General features: G+C 67.3%; 8 protein-coding genes and 1 tRNA gene. 1 reads left to right on the forward strand and 8 read right to left on the reverse strand.

The genetic code is table 11. The features are described from left to right. The 8 genes from OG326_RS38165 to OG326_RS38200 form a co-directional block, all read right to left on the reverse strand. Positions 1-7527, reverse strand: a complete 7527-nt coding sequence (locus tag OG326_RS38165) for a non-ribosomal peptide synthetase (RefSeq protein WP_327141962.1) — start codon at positions 7525-7527, stop codon at positions 1-3. 119 nt (positions 7528-7646) lie between these two features. Then, the gene (locus OG326_RS38170; protein WP_327141963.1) at positions 7647-8666 is read right to left on the reverse strand and encodes a proline dehydrogenase family protein; all 1020 of its coding nucleotides are present in this window, start codon (positions 8664-8666) and stop codon (positions 7647-7649) included. 31 nt (positions 8667-8697) lie between these two features. Beyond that, positions 8698-10335: an L-glutamate gamma-semialdehyde dehydrogenase gene (pruA, locus tag OG326_RS38175; protein WP_327141964.1), complete on the reverse strand. Its 1638-nt coding sequence runs from the start codon at positions 10333-10335 to the stop codon at positions 8698-8700. A gap of 60 nt (positions 10336-10395) precedes the next feature. Next, positions 10396-12045, reverse strand: coding sequence for a GMC oxidoreductase (locus tag OG326_RS38180; protein ID WP_327141965.1), 1650 nt, complete (start codon positions 12043-12045; stop codon positions 10396-10398). Between the two features lie 294 nt (positions 12046-12339). Next, positions 12340-12413 (reverse strand) — tRNA-Asp (locus tag OG326_RS38185). A gap of 76 nt (positions 12414-12489) precedes the next feature. Beyond that, a complete protein-coding gene (gene dapC / locus OG326_RS38190; protein WP_442791090.1) occupies positions 12490-13578 on the reverse strand; it encodes a succinyldiaminopimelate transaminase in 1089 nt (362 codons plus the stop codon). Between the two features lie 21 nt (positions 13579-13599). Beyond that, positions 13600-13923 carry a ferredoxin gene (gene fdxA / locus OG326_RS38195; protein ID WP_327141967.1) on the reverse strand — a complete coding sequence of 108 codons (324 nt, stop codon included), beginning with the start codon at positions 13921-13923 and terminating at the stop codon, positions 13600-13602. A 282-nt stretch (positions 13924-14205) separates the two neighbouring features. Further along, complete coding sequence (locus OG326_RS38200; protein WP_327141968.1) at positions 14206-16809, reverse strand: bifunctional FO biosynthesis protein CofGH; 2604 nt, start codon at positions 16807-16809, stop codon at positions 14206-14208. Between the two features lie 245 nt (positions 16810-17054). Here OG326_RS38200 and OG326_RS38205 point away from each other — a divergent pair, with 245 nt between their 5' ends. Further along, positions 17055-18518, forward strand: a complete 1464-nt coding sequence (locus tag OG326_RS38205) for a hypothetical protein (protein ID WP_327141969.1) — start codon at positions 17055-17057, stop codon at positions 18516-18518. Positions 18519-18603: the final 85 nt, after the last annotated feature.

The following is an 18603-nucleotide window of genomic DNA, read 5'->3' on the forward strand; positions in this document are numbered from 1 at the left end:
TCAGCTCGCCAGGCCGGGCAGCGCGACCAGCGGCGTCGATCCCCAGGGCTCCGGTACCGTTCCGGCGTCGGCGATGACGGCCCGCAGGTCCGGCAGCGCACCGGGATCCAGCTCGGCGAGCCGTGCGGATTCGGCCAGCAGATGCGTGACCCACTCCTCGGCCAGTGCGACCTCGAGGCCGATATCGTTGCCGGGCAACACTATCGACGCTCCGGCCATACCGGCGGCCACCAGTTCGAGCACCGCGAGCGGGCCGTCGGTGCGGCCCAGGTGGTAGGTGCGGGATTCGAAGGTCAGCTCGGCTTCCGACCGCACTCGATCGGCCATGGCGGCCAACTCGTCATAGGTCACCGCGCGGGCGCCCGCGGTGGCGAATGCCGTATCGCCGCCGCGCAGTACCGCTTTTCGATGCGCATAGGTCACCGGGCGAGCGGACTGGGCCGAGACCTCGGCGACGATCGCCGCATCGTCCAGGCACAGCCAGTCGACGCCCGGCGCCGAGACCACTGCGCCGAGGGTGAGGCCGACCTTCACCTCCAGTCCGGCCGGCGGCAGCGAGTCGACGGACCGCAGCGGGACCAGCACCGCACCGGTCTTGAGCACGGCCCAGGAGGCCACGGCCAGCTCGACTCCCCGGTCGAGGCGCACCGCGACGCCGGACCCGGGGCCGCTGCCGCGCTCGATCAGCGCCCGCGCCAATCGCGAAGAGCGCGAGTCGAGTTCGGCATAGGACAGCGCACCCGCCGCCCAGACGACGGCCGGGTCGTCCGGATCGTCCTCGACCACGGCCAGGAGGGATTGCGGCAGTTCGGCGCCCCGCGCACCCGCCCGGAGCAGCAGGACCTCCGTATTCGTCTGGGCGCGTGGGTATTCGGTCGGCTCCGGGAGGCCGATATCGCCCACCGGCAGATGCGGGCCGGAGGCGACGGCGGTGAGTATGCGGTTCAGGCGATCACCCAGCGCGACAATGGTGTCCCGATCGAAAAGATCTGTGGCATAGGAGAACACCACGGACAGCTCGCCCGGGGTCCCGTCCGCCGTGCGCAGCGGTTCGACCCCGATCTGCAGATCGAACTTCGCCGCCGCCAGCTCCGTATCCCAGGCCGCGACGGTCAGGCCCGGCAGTTCCAAGACGGCGGTTTCGGTGTTCTGCAGAGCCAGCACGACCTGCAGTAGCGGATTCGCCGCGGTGCGTCCGGCGAGATCGGCGACCACTTCGAACGGCACATCGGCATGCGCGAAGGCGGAAAGGTCGGTATTGCGGGCAGATTCGATCAGATCGTCGAAGGAGGCCGAGTCGTCCACGGTGGTGCGCAGAATCAGCGTATTGACGAACATGCCGACCAGATCGTCGAGCGCCCGCTCCCCCCGACCGGCGATCGGCGTGCCGATCACCACGTCGGACCCGCCCGAGGTACGAGCCAGCAGCACCGCGACCGCGGCATGCACCACCATGAACAGTGACGCACTGTGCCGGCGCGCAATGCGGTTCAGTGCGGCATGGATGTCCGCGCCGACCGTGAAATCGACCAGCGCACCCGCCATGGACGCCACCGCCGGGCGAGGGCGATCGAGCGGCAGCAGCACTGTTTCGGGCAGCTCGGCAAGCTGTCCGCGCCAGTACGCCAGCTGTTGCGCGGCAAGGGAATCCGGATCGGTGACCGAGCCCAGAACGCCGCGCTGCCAGATCGCGAAGTCGGCGTACTGCACCGGCAGCGGCGTCCAGCCCGGTGTTTCTCCGCCCGAACGCGCCAGATAGGCAGTCATCAGGTCGCGGGCGAGCGGGGCCATGGAGGTGCCGTCCGCCGCGATGTGATGCGCCACCACGACGAGTAGGTGGTCACCGGGGGTGTCACCGGTCAGGAGTCCGAGCCGCACGGGACTCGCCGCGGCGACATCGAATCCACCTTCGACCAGCTGGGCGATACGAGCACGCATCGCATCCGGCGGCGCTCCGGGTGAGAGCGGTTCCACCTGCGCGCCCGGCGATGTCGCTGCGGCCGTCGGCACCTTGATCGCGCCGACGCGTTCCACCCGCAGACCGCCGGGGAGTACCGCTGCCACCGGCAGGACCTCTTGGAAAGGCGTGCCGCCGGGTCCGGATTCGGGATAGCGGGTGCGCAGCACCTCGTGCCGGGCCAGCAGGTCCTCGGCGGCGCGGCTCAGCGCGCCGGTATCCAGCTCGCCGGTGAGCCGGATGATCATGGGGATGTTGTACGCCGGTGAGTCGGTGTCGAATTGGTTGAGAATCCACATGCGCTGCTGGGCCAGTGACAGTGGCGGCCGGTCGGCGACCGCACCCGTCCGTGGGTACGGGAGCAGAGCCGGTCGCGCAACCGCCCGCCCGGCGGTGCCCGTGCCGGGCAAGATACGGGCCGCCAGTTCGGAAACCCGTGCGGTATCGAATAATTCGCGCAGAGTGAGAGCGCCGTCGAGGGCCTCGTTGATCCGGGACACCGCGCGAGTGGCGATCAGCGAATTGCCGCCGAGAGCGAAGAAGTCGTCGTCCGCGCCGATGCTGTCGACGCCGAGCAGGTCTGCGAAGACTCCGGCCACGATCTCCTCGATAGGCGTCGAGGGTGCGCGGAAATGCGCGACTTCGTATACCGGCGCCGGCAGGGCCTGACGATCGAGCTTGCCGGAGGCGTTGAGCGGGAACGCATCCAGCTCCACCACGGAGGACGGGACCATATAGTTGGGCAGCACGTGCGACAACGCTGCCTTCAGATCATTGACTATCACCTCGGCGCCGGACTCGCGCACGACATAGCCGACGAGTTGATCGCCGATATGAATGTCCTTGCGCACCACGGCCACCGACTGAGCCACGCACGACTGGGCGAGCAGTGCGGCCTCGACCTCACCGAGCTCGATGCGCAGGCCGCGCAGCTTCACCTGGAAATCGTTGCGCCCCAGGTACTCCAGCTCACCGGCCACTGTCCACCTGACCAGATCACCCGTGCGATACATGCGTTCGCCGGGCGCCCCTCGGTCCCCGAATGGATCGGCCACGAACCGATCCGAGGTCAGATCCGGCCTGCCCAGATACGCGGTCGCCAGCTGCGCCCCCGCCAGGTACAGTTCTCCGGCGACTCCGGGCGCCACCGGATGCAGACGCGAATCCAGTACGTAGACCCGGGTATTCCACACCGGCCGCCCGATCGGCACCGACTGCACGTCCGCATCGGTCACCTCGTGATAGGTGACATCCACCGCCGCCTCGGTCGGCCCGTACAGGTTGTGCACAGCCGCCCCGGTCAACTCCCGCACCTTCTGCGCGGTCCCGCCGGGCAATGCCTCCCCCGAGGCGAACACCCGCCGCAGCGCCATCCCCCCACCGCCCCTGCGTGGCAGCATCCCCTCGTCATCCCCGCACGGCACAACCGCTTGGTCATCCCCGCCCAGCAGTGCGCCCCGGTCATCCCGGCGTGCTTGTGGCCGGGATCCGCCGCCTTCGAGCTCGGCGACAAACGCCGCCAGCATCGACGGCACGAAATGTGCTGTGGTGATCCCCTTCTCGGCGATCAAGCGCGCGAGATACGCCGGGTCCCGGTGACCACCGGGTGTGGCGACAACCAGGCACGCGCCGATCTGCAGCGGCCAGAAGAACTCCCATACGGACACATCGAAGGTGACCGGAGTCTTCTGCAGCACCACATCATTCGTGGTGAGCCGGTATTCGGCCTGCATCCAGAGCAGGCGATTGACGATGGCCGCATGGGAAACCGCTACGCCTTTGGGGCGGCCGGTGGAGCCGGAGGTGAAGATGAGGTACGCGGTATTCCCGGCCCGCAGCGGTTGCGTCCGTTCATGATCCGCGATGGGCGCGCCACTGAGGTGGGCCGTCTCCTCGGGCTCGTCGACGCGGAGCACCGGAATCTCACCGCCGCCCGCGGTGAACCCGTCCGCCGCGGTTGTCAGAACCAGACGCGGCCGGGCGATATCCAGAATGTACTCGTTACGATCGAGCGGCTGATCCGGGTCCAGCGGCACGTACGCCGCACCGGCCTGGAGCGCGGCGTAGATCGCCACGACCAGATCGGCCGAGCGCCGGATACCCAGCGCGACAGTCGATTCCGGACCCACTCCCGCCGCGATCAACCGGCGCGCCAGGCGATTGGCCCGCTCCGACAACTCACGGTAGGTGAGCCGCTGCCGCTCGAAGATCAGCGCGGTCGCCTCGGGGGTGGCGGCCACCTGCGCTTCGAACAGCGAGACCAGGGTCGCGGCGGTACCGTTCGGCAGATTCGCCACGCCCCGCAGGTCGACGCCGGTGGCATTCCAGTCGCCGAGCACCCGCTGCCGGTCACCGCCGGTGAGCATATCGATATCGCCGACCGCGAGCCCCGGATCGGCGGTCACCGCCGCCAGTATCAGCTGGAACCGCTGCGCGAATGCCGCGATGGTCGGCTCGTCGAAAAGATCCAGGGCATAGGAGAATTCGGCCGCCAGCCCGGTGGCGTCCCCGCGCTCATCATGGGTTTCCTGCATGGTCAACTGCAGATCGAACTTGGCGAACGGAATCTGCAGATCCGCACCCGCCACGCTCAGCCCCGGCAGTTCCAGCCGGGTGGGCGCCATGTTCTGGAAGGCCAGCATGACCTGGAACAGCGGATTGCGCGCCTGCGAACGCACCGGGTCGAGCAGATCGACCAGGCGCTCGAACGGCACCTCCGTCTGCCCGAAGGCACGGGCGTCGCCCGCGCGCACCTGCCGCAGCAGCTCCTCGAAACCCAGACCCGGGTCGATATCGCTGCGCAGCACCAGCGTATTGACGAACATGCCGATCAGATCGTCGAGTTCGGCGTCGCCGCGCCCCGCGACCGGCGTGCCGATGGCGATATCGCGGGTACCGGACAGCCGCGCGAGCAGCACGGCCAGCGCACAGTGCACGACCATGAACAGCGTCATAGTGCGGGATTCGGCGAACGCCGTTGTCGCCGCGTAGATTTCGCCGTCGATGCGGAACCCGAAGGTACCGCCCCGGTAGGACGCGACGGGCGGCCGTGGCCGATCGAAGGGCAGCACCAGCTCAGCGGGCAGATCCGCCAGATTCTCCCGCCAGAAGGCGATCTGCTGCGCCAGCGGCGATTCCGGATCGTCCTCGCTCCCCAGGGTCTCCCGCTGCCACACCGTGTAGTCCGCGTACTGCACCGCCAGCGGCTCCCAAGCCGGTTCGCCACCCCGGGCCCGCTGGGCGTAGGCGGTGACCAGGTCGCGGGTGAGCGGCCCCATCGACACCCCGTCACCGGCAATGTGATGGATGACGGCGACCAGCACATGGTCGTCGGCCCCGATCCGCAGCAGCCGCAATCGAATCGGCGGTGTGGCGGTGATATCGAATCCGGCTCCGGCCACCTCGCCGACACGCGCCGCAATGGCGGCGGGGTCCACCTCCTCGAGCGAAAGGTGCGGTACGGCACGGGGATCGCCGAGCGGCAGGACGAGCTGATAGCCCTCGCCGTCGACCTCCGGATAGATGGTGCGCAGCACCTCGTGCCGCGCCACCAGATCCCGGGCCGCCGCACGCAATGCCTCGACATCGAGGGCGCCGCTCAACCGCACCGCCAGCGGCACATTGTCCACCGCGCTGCCGGGATCGAACCGATTCAGGAACCACATGCGCTGCTGCGCGAAGGACAGCGGAATCCGTTCCGGCCGTGGCAGCGAACCCAGCGCCGGACCGGCGGCCGGTGCCGCATCCCTCGAAAGTTCCTGTGCGAGTGCGGCCACCGAGGACACCTCGAACAGCAGATGCACCGGCACCCGCAGACCCAGCTCATTGCCGATGCGCGCCGCGGCCTGCGCCGCGAGCAGCGAATTACCGCCGAGTTCGAAGAAATCGTCCTCCGCGCCGACCCGCTGATCGGGTCTGTTCCGCAGCAGCAGGATCTCGAAGACCTTCGCGATCACCACCTCCCCACGCGTGGACGGCGCGCGAAACTCCCGGGCCGCGAAGACCGGTTCCGGCAGGGCATCTCGATCCAGCTTGCCGACCGGTGTCAGCGGAATCTCCTCCAGCACCACAATGGCCGCGGGCACCATGTAGTCGGGCAGCGACGCTCCGGCGAAGGCCGCCAATTCCGCTGTGTCGACGGTAGTTCCGGCGCGCGGCAGCACATAGGAGACCAGCCCGGTCACCCCCGACGGCAGCGTTCTCCCCAGTGTCGCCGCGTAATCCACGTCCGGATGCGCCGTCAGCGCGCTGTCGATCTCACCGAGTTCGATCCGCAGTCCGCGAATCTTCACCTGGTGATCGGCGCGGCCCAGATACTCGAGGGTCCCGGAATCGGTGCGCCGCACCAGATCCCCGGTGCGATACAACCGCTGTCCGGCCGCGCCGTCGGCGAACGGGCTGGCGACGAATCGTTCCGCCGTCAGATCCGGCCGCCGGTGGTACCCCTGCGCCAGCGCCGGACCCGACAGATACAACTCGCCGATCACGCCGTCCGGCACCAGCCGCAGCCGCGGGTCCAGGATGAACGCCCCGACCCCGGGAACGGCGGAACCGATGACGATCGGCTCTCCGGGGACCAGTGCCGCGGTGCTGGTGACGAGAATCGTTGCCTCGGTGGGCCCGTAGGCGTTGTGGATCGAGCGCTGCGGGGCGGTCCAGCGCTGCAGGAGTTCCGGCGGGAAAGCCTCGCCGCCGACGATCACGGTGGTCACCGTATCCAGTCCCGCCGGATCCACCGATTCCAGCGCGCCCGGGGTGATCGGCACATGGGTGACGGCCTCCCGGCGCAGCAGTTCGGCCAGGTCCGCGCCGCCGAACACCGCGGTGGGCGCGATCACCAGCGTCGCCCCGGCGGAAAAGGTCAGCAGGGTGATGAGCACCGAGAAATCGAAGCTGGGCGAACTGGCGTACAGCACCCGGGAGGCGGCGTCGATGCCGTAGTGCTTGCGTTCGGCGGTGATCAATCCGGCCAGACCGGTGTGGGTGACCACCACGCCCTTGGGTGTTCCGGTCGAGCCGGAGGTGTAGATGACATAGGCCGGATGCTGCTCGGTGAGCGTGCGCACCCGGTCGGCATAGGAGACCGGATGTGCGGGATGCCCGGTGATCCGCGCCGCCACCGGCGGATCATCCAGTTCGATCCAGGAGGTGGCGGCTCCGAGCGCGGTCCGGAATTCGGCGAGGGTGAGGCCGAGTACCGCGCCGGAGTCGGTGAGCAGATAGTCGATCCGCTCGGGCGGATAGCCCGGATCGACGGGCACGTAGGCCGCGCCCGTCTTCACCACCGCCCACACCGCGAGCACCGATTCGATGGATCGCGGGATGCCGATCGCGACGATATCGCCGGGACCCACCCCGCGGCCGATCAGTTCCCGTGCGAGCTGCGAGGATCGGGCATCCAGAGCGCCGTAGGTTATTTCGCGCTCATCCTCGGGCTCCCCGGTCGGATTGCACCGGATGGCAATGGCCTCGGCCGCGGATTCGACCGTGGCGGTGAGCAGTTGGCCGTAGAGCGGGCTGCCGGACCGCCGCCGGCGATGACCACGCGCGGTACGCGGAACGCTGTCCATGGCGCTGAAGGTATCCGCGCCGAAAACTGCTCACGAGCCGAAAGATCCGGTGCCAGCGACAATGGGGGCATGTGGCAGGCCCCCATTTCACACCACCTCTTCCTGCGAATTCGCCGATCCTATCCGCGCTCGGTGAGCGCCCGGAGGAAGAATCCGATATTGGCGGGACGCTCCGCCAGCCGCCGCATCAGGTAGCCGTACCACTGGGTGCCGTACGGAATGTAGACGCGCAGCGCATGCCCGTCCTCGACCAGCCGGCGCTGCTCGGCGTCACGAATCCCGTAGAGCATCTGGAATTCGAAATCACCGGGGCTGCGCCGATGTTCGGCCGAGAGCGCGAGCGCGGCCTCGATCATGGCCGGATCGTGCGAGGCGACCATGGGATACCAGCCGCCCCGCATGAGCACGTCCAGGCAGCGCAGATATGACGAATCCACCTCGGCCCGCCGCTGATAAGCGACGGTCTCCGGTTCCTGATAGGCCCCCTTGCACAGCCGAACCCGCGTGCCCGAGGTCGCCGCGTCCCGGCAGTCGTCCTCGGCGGTGCGCAGATAGGTCTGCATTGCCACTGCCAGCCAGGGGAATTCGGCGCGCGCCTGCCGCACCGCCTGCAGGGTGTCGCCGGTGGTGGTGTGATCCTCCGCGTCCACCGTCACCCACACCCGGGATTCGACGGCCTTGGCGCACAGCTTGTGCAGATTCTCCGCGGCGATGGCGGGCCCGTCGACCGCGATCGACTGCCCCAGCGCCGAGAGTTTGACCGATACCTCGACGCGCGGCACCGCATCGTCCGCCCGCGCGGATGATGCCGCCCCGGCCGGATCGGGCGGCGAGGTGGTCGGGCCACCGGCCGTCACCGGTACCGACCGATCCAGTTCGGCCAGCTGATCGATGAGCGAAATATATTCCGCCACAGCGGCATCCGCCATCGACCGCTCGGTGGTGTACTCACCGAGGAAGTCGACGCTGACGGACCGCCCGCTGGCCAGCAGTGCGCGCACCACCGGCCCGAGTTCGGTGCGGGTCTCCCCCGCCACGAACCGCCGCACCACTGCGGCGGTGACCGGGGTCGCGGTCACCGCCCGCTTCATGCGCGGCGAACCCGCCGCGGCGAGAATCAACGGCCGTAACGGGTTCATCGGCACCTCCTGCTCGAAGCGGCCGCCGAATTCACGGCGTATCCATATGCGGGTAGCGGTAATCGGTGGGCGCGACGAACGCTTCCTTCACGGTGCGCGGTGCGACCCAGCGCAGCAGGTTGAGATACGACCCGGCCTTGTCGTCAGTGCCGGAGGAGCGCGCACCGCCGAAGGGCTGCTGCCCGACGACCGCACCGGTGGGCTTGTCATTGACGTAGAAATTGCCCGCCGCGAATCGCAGTGCGGCGGCGGCCTGTTCGACGGCCTGGCGATCGCGGGCGAAGATGGCCCCCGTCAGCGCGTAGGGCGAGGTCGAGTCCACGGCGGCCAGCACATCGGCGTACCCGTCCGGACTGCTGTCGTCGTAGACGTACACCGACAGGATGGGCCCGAAGTACTCGGTGGCGAAGGACTCGTCACCGGGATCATCACTGAACAGCACCGTGGGCCGCACGAAAAAGCCCTCGTTGTCGTCGTACACGCCGCCGGCCGGAATGGCGATGCCCTTGTCCCGGGCCCGCACGATGGCCGCGACATTCTTGTCGTAGGAACGCCGATCGATCACCGCCCCACCGAAATTCGACAGATCCGCCACATCGCCGTAGCTGAGCTCGTCCACCTCGGTCAGGAAGTCGTGCCCCATCTGCTGCCATACGGATTTAGCGATATAGGCGCGCGAGGCCGCCGAGCACTTCTGCCCCTGATACTCGTAGGCGCCGCGAATCATGGCGGTGCGCAGGGCATCCGGATCGGCGGAGGAGTGCGCGACAATGAAATCCTTGCCGCCGGTCTCGCCCACCAGTCGCGGATAACCGTGGTAGCGGCTGATATTCGAGGCCACGCTCTGCCACAGGAACTGGAAGGTCGGGGTCGACCCGGTGAAGTGGATGCCCGCCAGCCGCGGATCCTCCAGCGCCACCTCCGACACCCTCCTGCCGTCACCGGTGACCAGATTGATCACACCCGGCGGCAGGCCCGCGGCCTCCAGCAGCTGCATGGTGTAGTACGCCGAAAGCGTCTGTGTCGGTGAGGGTTTCCAGACGACGGTATTGCCCATGAGCGCGGGCGCGGTGGGCAGGTTACCCGCGATGGCGGTGAAATTGAACGGCGTAATGGCGTAGACGAACCCCTCCAGGGGCCGGTAGTCCATCCGATTCCAGACACCCGCGGACGAGTGCGGCTGCTGCTGCAGAATCTGCCGGGCGAAGGACACATTGAAGCGCCAGAAATCGACCAGCTCGCAGGGTGCGTCGATTTCGGCCTGCTGCACCGATTTCGACTGTCCGAGCATGGTGGCGGCGGCAATGGTCTCGCGCCACGGCCCGGCCAGTAGGTCCGCCGCCCGGAGCAGGACGGCCGCGCGTTCGTCGAACGGCAGCGCCCGCCAGGCCGGGGCGGCGGCGTTCGCGGCTTCGACGGCCGCGCTCGCCTCCTCGTGGGTGGTATCGGTGAGCGTGCCCAGGACATGGCGATGCCGGTGCGGCATGACGATGTCGGACCGTTCACCGGTACCGGGTTGATGTTTGCCGCCGATCACCAGCGGCACGTCGACGGATCCTGCGGAGATTTCGGCGAGCCTGCCCGTCAGCAGTTCACGTTCTCGACTACCCGGTGCATAGGTGTGCACCGGTTCGTTTGCGGGGGCAGGGACAACCGTGACAGCGTCCATATCCCAGGCTATCGCGAACAACACGGCCGCTGGGGTGCAGACGCACCGAAATTTCTGCGGTTACTTCAGATCTGTCGCGATGATTTTCTCGATATTGCGCTCCGCCAGCGCCGTAATGGTGACAAATGGATTCACCGTGGTCATGCCCGGGATGAGCGATCCGTCGATGACGTACAACCCCGGATAGGAGGTGAGCCGCCCGTAGTTGTCGGTGGACTGGTTGATCACGCAGCCGCCGAGCGGGTGGTAGGCGAAGTCGTCACCCCAGGTCTTGTACGTGCCGAACAGGTCGGTGCGGTAGATCGTCCCCTCCTTGCTGTTGATCTTGTCGAAAATGCGTTTGGCCGCATCGATGCCCGGCTGATTCCAGGCCGTCTGCCAGTTCAGGTCCACCCCGCCGCTGCCGGAGTTGTAGCTGAACGTGCCGCGATTCGGATTCTTGGTGATCGCCAGATAGAGGCTGGCGAAGGTCTCGATCCCGGCCGGGAACGGTGACACCTCCGCGAAGGCCGGGCCGCCGGCGTCGGCCCAGTTGTCGATGCCCAGACAGGGAATACAGGACTGCAGCGCACCGGTCGCGTCCCAGGCCTGGTTCTGCCGCGCCACCATGACATTGCCGTTGTTGCCCCAGCCGGTGCCGACCGAATCCGGCAGATTGGGCAGCTTGCCCGTGGCCTTCTGGGTGACCAGCAGCTTGCTGGTGCCGACACTGCCCGCCGCGAAGAAGACCCGCTGCGCCACAATGTTTTTGGTGGCCACGGTATTGCCGCTGGTATCGATCTGCTTCATGGTCACCTGGTAGCCGCCCGTGGTCGGCGCGACCGCGGTGACCATGTGCTGCGGTGTGATGCCGACCTTGCCGGTGGCGACGGCGGCGGCGAGGTAGGTTTTGTCCAGCGACTTCTTGCCGAAGTTATTGCCGTAGATGACCTCGGCATTGAGCGCCGACCGGGTGACGGTGTTCGCCTGCTCCTGCTTCATGTAGTTGAAGTCGTAGACGTTCGGTACGAAGGTGTACGAAAACCCGGACCGCTGAGCCTGTTTGCGGCCCACCCGCGCGAACTGATAGCAGTCCGCGGTCTCGAACCAGCTCTGGTCGATCTGATTGACCCCGAGCGCGGTATTGGCGCGCGGGTAGTAGGTGCCGTACATCTCGCCCGCGTCCACCGACGGCAGAATGCTCGCGAAGTTCTCCTGCTTCGGCGTCACCGCCATGCCGCCGTTGACCAGCGAGCCGCCGCCGACGCCGCGGCCCTGGTAGACCCGAATCCCGCTGAACTGCTCGGAATCCAGCACGCCGGTGTAGCTGCTGATGGACTTGTTGTAGGGCGCGCCCATGAAGTGATTGACCGGCTGATCGGTCTCGGTACGCAGCCAGAACGACCGGCCGTCGGGATTGAGCATGTTGCAGAAGACTTTTCCGTCGGAGCCGGCCTGCGACCACGACATGCCCTTCTCCACAATCGCGACATCGACCCCCGCCTGGGCCAGCCGCAGCGCAGCAACCGCTCCGCCATAGCCCGAACCGATGACCAGCACCGGAACTTTGTCCCCATCGGACAGCTGCTTGGTCGGCAGCGCCTGCGCCGGGGCCTTCGTGGCGAGTACCGCGGCGCCCAAAATGACACCCGTTGCAGCTAGAAAACCCCGACGGCTGACATTACTGCCGAACTGGCTGCTACCAGCGTTTTCATAGACAAATCCGCGCATGGATCGGCTCCTCATCGAGACCTAGGTGGGAACCTGTTATACGAACTGTGAAGTACCTGTGTGTCACTTTTGAGCAAAACTGAACACTTCGATCGGCGAGTCGACAAAGCGTGTCGCGCAACACATCAGCGAACGCAAAACCGGGGTTCTACAAGGCGACAACTGATTTCGCGAGGTCCGGGTAACTCACCGGGTACGTTCACAATGGTTTCGGCTCTCAACCGCAGGCACGCGTGCCCAACGGGAAACGGCTCCAAGGCCGTGCGCAAAAGTTCCGGAGAGGTGGAACAGCTGCGACCCTGACGGGACTCGAACCCGCGACCTCCGCCGTGACAGGGCGGCGCGCTAACCAACTGCGCTACAGGGCCATGCTTGATGTCGAAGCAAAACCACCGGGCCTTGCAACGCGGTAGACGTTAGCACGACCCGGTGGGCAAGAGTAAATCAGCTGGTCAGGCGTTCAACCGCCGCGGCGATGCGTTCGTCGGTGGCGGTCAGCGCAATCCGCACATGCTGTGCGCCACGCGGGCCGTAGAACTCGCCGGGCGCGGCCAGAATGCCGCGTTCGGCCAGCCAGTCCAGCGTGGTGCGGCAGGGCTCGTCACGGGTCGACCAGAGGTACAGTCCGGCCTCCGAGTCATCGATCCGGAACCCGGCCTCCAGCAAGGCCTTTCGCAGCAGCTCGCGGCGGGCACGGTAGCGCTCGCGCTGCTGCGCCTCGTGCGTATCGTCACCGAGCGCCGCGGTCATGGCGGACTGGATCGGGAAGGGCAGCATCATGCCCGAGTGCTTGCGCACCTCGAGCAGTTCCGCGATCAGCGCCGGATCACCGGTGACGAAACCCGCGCGGTAGCTGGCCAGATTGGAGGTCTTGGACAGCGAGTGGATGGCGAGCAGTCCGGTGTGGTCGCCGTCGCACACCTCGGGATCGAGGATCGAGACCGCGCGGCCCTCCCAGGCCAGGCCCAGGTAGCACTCGTCGGAGGCCAGGACGGCGCCCCGCTCGCGCGCGAATTCGACCACCTTGCGCAGATGTTCGACGCCGAGCACCTTGCCGGTCGGATTGGACGGCGAGTTCAGGAAGATCAGCGCCGGCCGCTCCGGACCCACCTGGGTCACGCTGTCCGCGCGCAGAATTCGAGTGCCCGCCAGCAGGCCGCCCACCTCGTAGGTCGGATAGGCCACCTCGGGAATCACGACCAGATCGCCGGAGCCCAGCCCCAGCGTGCGCGGCAGTCCGGCGATCAGCTCCTTGGTGCCGATCACCGGGAGCACCGCCTCCGGCGCCACGCCGGTGATCCCGAACCGCCGCTTCAGTGCTGCGACAACAGCTTCGCGCAGTTCGGGTGTGCCGTGTGTGGTCGGATAGCCGGGCACCCCCGCGACCGCGGCCAGGGCCTGCTGGATCAGCGGGTCCACCGGATCGACCGGTGTGCCCACGGAAAGATCCACCAGGCCGCCCGGATGCGAAGCGGCCTTCGCCTTCACGGAAGTGATGGTGTCCCAAGGGAAATCGGGTAGTAGCGAACTCACCCGGCCACGCGCGACCAAGACCTACTCCGCGGCCATCGGGGGTAGCGCCGCGATGAACGGCACGTCGAAGTCCACCTTGCCGACCTTGGTCGCGCCACCCGGCGAACCCAGATCGTCGAACCACTCGACATTGGCGCTGATGTAACCGCTCCACTGATCCGGAGTGTCGTCCTCGTAGAAGATGGCTTCTACCGGGCACACCGGTTCACATGCACCACAGTCCACGCACTCGTCCGGTTGGATGTAGAGCATGCGCCCGCCCTCGTAGATGCAATCTACGGGGCACTCCTCGATGCACGCCTTATCCTTCACGTCAACGCACGGTTCAGCGATGATGTACGGCACTGCCGTTCTCCTAGTCTGTCCTCACATGCGGGATAGTCCGCCCCGCGAAACAGTATCCCGGCGCGTACAGGTTACTACTGGTCAGCCTGTCCTAACTTCTGGTGACCATTCTGCTGTATCTTCTGCCTCCGCTTCGCTTGTATCTTCTGCCTCCGCTTCGCTGCGGCGGGGTCGTGGCCCTGTTACCCGGTTCTTCCCTCCCTGCGCTCGCCGCTGCGCGGCATTGCTCCGCTCAGTCCAGAACCGGGCGGGCCACGACCTTGGGGTTTATGCCTTTGGAGGTCAGCCGACCGTGAGTGCTACCGGGGGGCGGTGCGGCGGGACACCGTAGGTGGTGGTGCGCTGGCGGGCGGGGCGGCCGATGCCGGTGGCGATCTCGGTGAGTTCCTCGATCGTTTTGGCGGAGCCGTGTTCGGAGCCGGCCATGCGGGAGATGGTCTCCTCCATGAGGGTTCCGCCCAGATCGTTGGCGCCGCCGTTGAGCATGAGCTGGGTTCCCTTGGTGCCGAGCTTGACCCAGCTGGTCTGGATATTGTCGATGCGGCCGTGCAGCATGATGCGCGAGAGCGCGTGCGCGGCCCGGTTGTCGCGCACGGTCGGGCCCGGGCGCGAGGCTCCCGCCAGGTACAGCGGCGCGCTCTGGTGCACGAACGGCAGCAGCACGAATTCGGTGAAACCACCTGTCTCGTCCTGGATTCCGCGCAGCACGCGCAGATGTCCGACCCAGTGCTTGGGATTGTCCACGTGGCCGTACATCATGGTCGAGCTGGAGCGGATGCCCAGTTTGTGCGCGGTGGTGATGACCTCTATCCAGGCCGAGGTGGGCAGCTTGCCCTTGGTGAGCACCCAGCGCACCTCATCGTCCAGAATCTCGGCGGCGGTGCCCGGAATCGTGTCCAGCCCAGCCTCTTTCAGGGCCGCGAGCCAGTCGTGAATGCTCTGCCCGCCGCGTGAAGCCCCATTGACGACCTCCATGGGGCTGAAGGCGTGCACATGCATGCCGGGGACCCGCGCCTTGATCGCGCGCACCAGATCCGCATAACCGGTGACCGGCAGCTCCGGATCGATGCCGCCCTGCATGCAGATCTCGGTCGCACCTTCGACATGCGCCTCCCAGGCGCGGTCGGCGACCTCCGAGGCACTCAGCGTGAAGGCATCCGCATCACCCTTGCGCTGCGCGAACGCGCAGAACCGGCAACCGGTGTAGCAGATATTGGTGAAGTTGATATTCCGGTTCACGATGTAGGTGACATCGTCGCCGACGGTATCGCGGCGCAGCTGATCGGCCAGCGCGGTAATCGCTTCCAGGGCCGGGCCGTCGGCGGTGGCCAGGGCCAGGTACTGATCGTCGGTGAGCCCGGCCGGATCCTTCTCGGCGGCGTGCAACGCGGCCAGCACCTCGGAGTCGAAGCGCTCGGGCGCGGCGACGGCAAGCTCCTTGACCTGCTCGCGAATGGTCTCCCAATCGCCGAAGGCGCCCAGGCCGTCACCGGCGAGCGCGGAATCGCTGCGCGATTCGGTATTGCGGCCCTCGGAATCGATCGCGGTATTGAGATCGACCCGGCCGACCGACTCCCAATCGTGGTCCGGCTCCTGCCAGGGCAGTCCGACCGGATTCACATCACGGGCCAGGCCCGTCGCCGGATCGGCCAGCGCGGCCACATGCCCGGAGACACGCGGATCGATCCACGGGTGGCCCGCCTGCACATATTTCGGGTGCACCGTAAGGCGCTGGGTGAGCACAAAACCCGCATCGGCGGTGACCTGCTCGAGGGTCTCCAGATTCGGCCAGGGCCGTTCCGGATTCACATGATCGGGGGTGAGCGGCGAGACGCCGCCCCAATCGTCGATGCCGGCGTCGATGAGCGCCCGGCACTCGGCGAGCGATACCAGATTGGGCGGGGCCTGAATTCGCATCTTCGGGCCGAGCAGCAACCGGGCCACGGCGATGGTCGCGCAGAACTCCTCGAGACCCGCATCGGGGGTATCGCGCATGGCGGTGTCGCGCTTGGCCAGGAAGTTCTGCACGATCACCTCCTGCACATGCCCGAAAGCCTTGTGCGACTTGCGAATCGCCATAATCGACTCGGCGCGCTCGGTGAGGTTCTCGCCGATGCCCACCAGAATGCCGGTGGTGAACGGCACCGACAGCCGGCCCGCGTCGGTCAGCGTGCGCAACCGCACCGCCGGATCCTTGTCCGGGCTGCCGTAGTGCGCCTGGCCCGGTTCGGTGAACAGGCGGGTGGAGGTGGTCTCCAGCATCATGCCCATGGACGGGGCCACCGGCTTGAGCCGCGACATTTCGGCCCAGCTCATCACGCCCGGATTCAGGTGCGGCAGCAGGCCGGTTTCCTCGAGCACCCGGATGGACATGGCGCGCACATAGTCGAGGGTGGAGTCGTAACCGCGCTCATCGAGCCACTGCCGGGCCTCCGGCCAGCGCTCCTCCGGGCGGTCACCGAGGGTGAAAAGTGCTTCCTTACAACCGAGTTCGGCGCCCTGGCGGGCGATCTCGAGGACCTCGTCGGGCTCCAGGTACATACCCTTGCCCGCGGCGCGCAGCTTGCCGGGCACGGTCACGAAGGTGCAGTAGTGGCACTTGTCGCGGCACAGATGGGTGAGCGGGATGAATACCTTGCGCGAGTAGGTGATCGGCAGCGTCTCACCCGCATAGCCGGTCTCGCGCAGTCCCGCATCGCGCACCCGGGCCGCGGATTTACTCAGATCTTCCAGGTCGGCGCCGCGCGCCTGCAGCAGCACCACCACCTCGTCGAGGTTGAGCGTCGCGCCGTCGCGCGCCCGCCGCAACGCCCGGCGCATCCCCGAGGGGCTGGGCGGAGCCGGTGGGGTACTCGGGTTCGGTAGATCCGTCACGCTCTCGATCATGCGCCATCCATCCGGCTGATCCGACTCGGGTGCCATAAGGGTTGGCAACCCGGCGCTACGGCACCCTATTCCGCCGTCGCCCCTGTCCATCCTCGCGCACCCCGGCGGTGATCGCCGGATGTGACATGGCCGATGGGACAAAACCTTGCGGGGGCCCGGCGGCTCTTCTAAGGTCATCCGCCACGATTACTCGCATCAGCCGATTCGAATATTCGCACTGGAAGATCGAAAGAAAGCGGGAATCCGTGTTCGAGAGACTCAGCCGCGCCACCGTTGTCGCCGCGGCCGGTGCGACGCTCATGCTGACCGTCGCCACGAGTTCGGCCTCGGCCACCTTCGGACCGCTACCTCCCGCCAACCCGTATCTGGGCCCGGTCGGCACCGCGACCATGCACGGTGATGCGGAATCCTCGGATTCGACTCCGCTGCCCGGACCCGGCACCGGCGGTATCAATGCCGACTTCCACGAAGAGGCCGCCGCCTGCCCGACCATTCTGCAGGGCGCGGACGGCTTGCCGCAGGCGCTGTGCACCAAGATCACGGACCGCTCGCCCGAGGTGCTGCTGCTCGATCCGAACAGCGGAAATACGCTCGCCACACTGGATCTCACCAAGGGCAGTCTGCTCGGCGGCGTGTATGCCTACCTGGACGAGCAGAACCGCATGGTCACCGTGGACGGCAGCGGCAATCTGCTGCGCATCGGGCACCAGCGCGGCGGCGACGGATCCTGGACGCTGTCCATCGCGTCGAAAACTCCTGTGTCGCAGGCGGTTACCGCGCACTGCGGCGGCGGAACGTGCGATGAGGTCGCCGCGGTGACACCCGATTACGACGGCCGCGTCTGGTTCGCCACCGATAACGGCGCCGCGGGTTTCGTGGATCCGGCCACCGGCGCGGCCCGCGCCATCGAACTCGCGCCCGGCGAAACGGTGGCCAATTCCATCTCCTCTGCGCCGCAGGGCGTCTCCATCGCCACCGATCATGCGCTCTACCAGCTGAACACCGATTCCTCGGGCAATCCGCAGATCCTGTGGCGGCAGCCCTACGATCGCGGCCCCGCCCGCAAACCCGGCCAGCTGAGCTGGGGCACCGGCGCCACCCCCACCTTCTTCGGACCCGGCAACGGCACCGAATACGTCGCCATTACCGATAACGCGGCGCCCAAGGAGAATCTGCTGGTCTTCGATACCGCCACCGGCCGCAGCGTCTGCTCGGTCCCGGCCATCGACGGCACCGAGAACTCCCCCATCGGCTCGGGCAACAGCCTCTTCGTCGCCAGCACCTACGGCTACCCGTACCCGCAGCTGCCCGCGAACGCCGGACCCAGCCAACCGGCCAGCGCCTCCTTCACCGGCGGTATGACCCGCATCGACGTCACCGGCTCCGGCTGCTCGGTGGTGTGGACCAATACCGTTCCCTCCGCCGCGGTCCCGCGCCTCTCGGTAGCCGACGGCAAGATCTACACGGTCGCCCGCTACGGCGCACTCGGCTCCGGCAGCGCCGGCCTCCTCCCCAGCGGCAGCGCCGGCGGCGTAGCCGACACCTACAAATTCACCGTCATCGACGCCGCCACCGGCACTGTCGACAGCGCACAATCCCTGGGCGCCACCACAGTCCAGGACACCCTGCAAATGGTCGGCACCATCGCCCCCGGCCGCATCCAATACCAAGGCACCCTGAGCGGCCTCTTCCGCATCACCCCCCGCTAGCCCCCGCCACGGGTGTGCGGTGTCGATGGGGGGTGGGTGCGGCAACTGCCGCGCTGGGGGCAGGAATCGTGAAAGCATGGCGGGT

The sequence above is a fragment of the Nocardia sp. NBC_01327 genome (assembly GCF_035958815.1).
In the GTDB taxonomy this organism is placed as follows: domain Bacteria; phylum Actinomycetota; class Actinomycetes; order Mycobacteriales; family Mycobacteriaceae; genus Nocardia.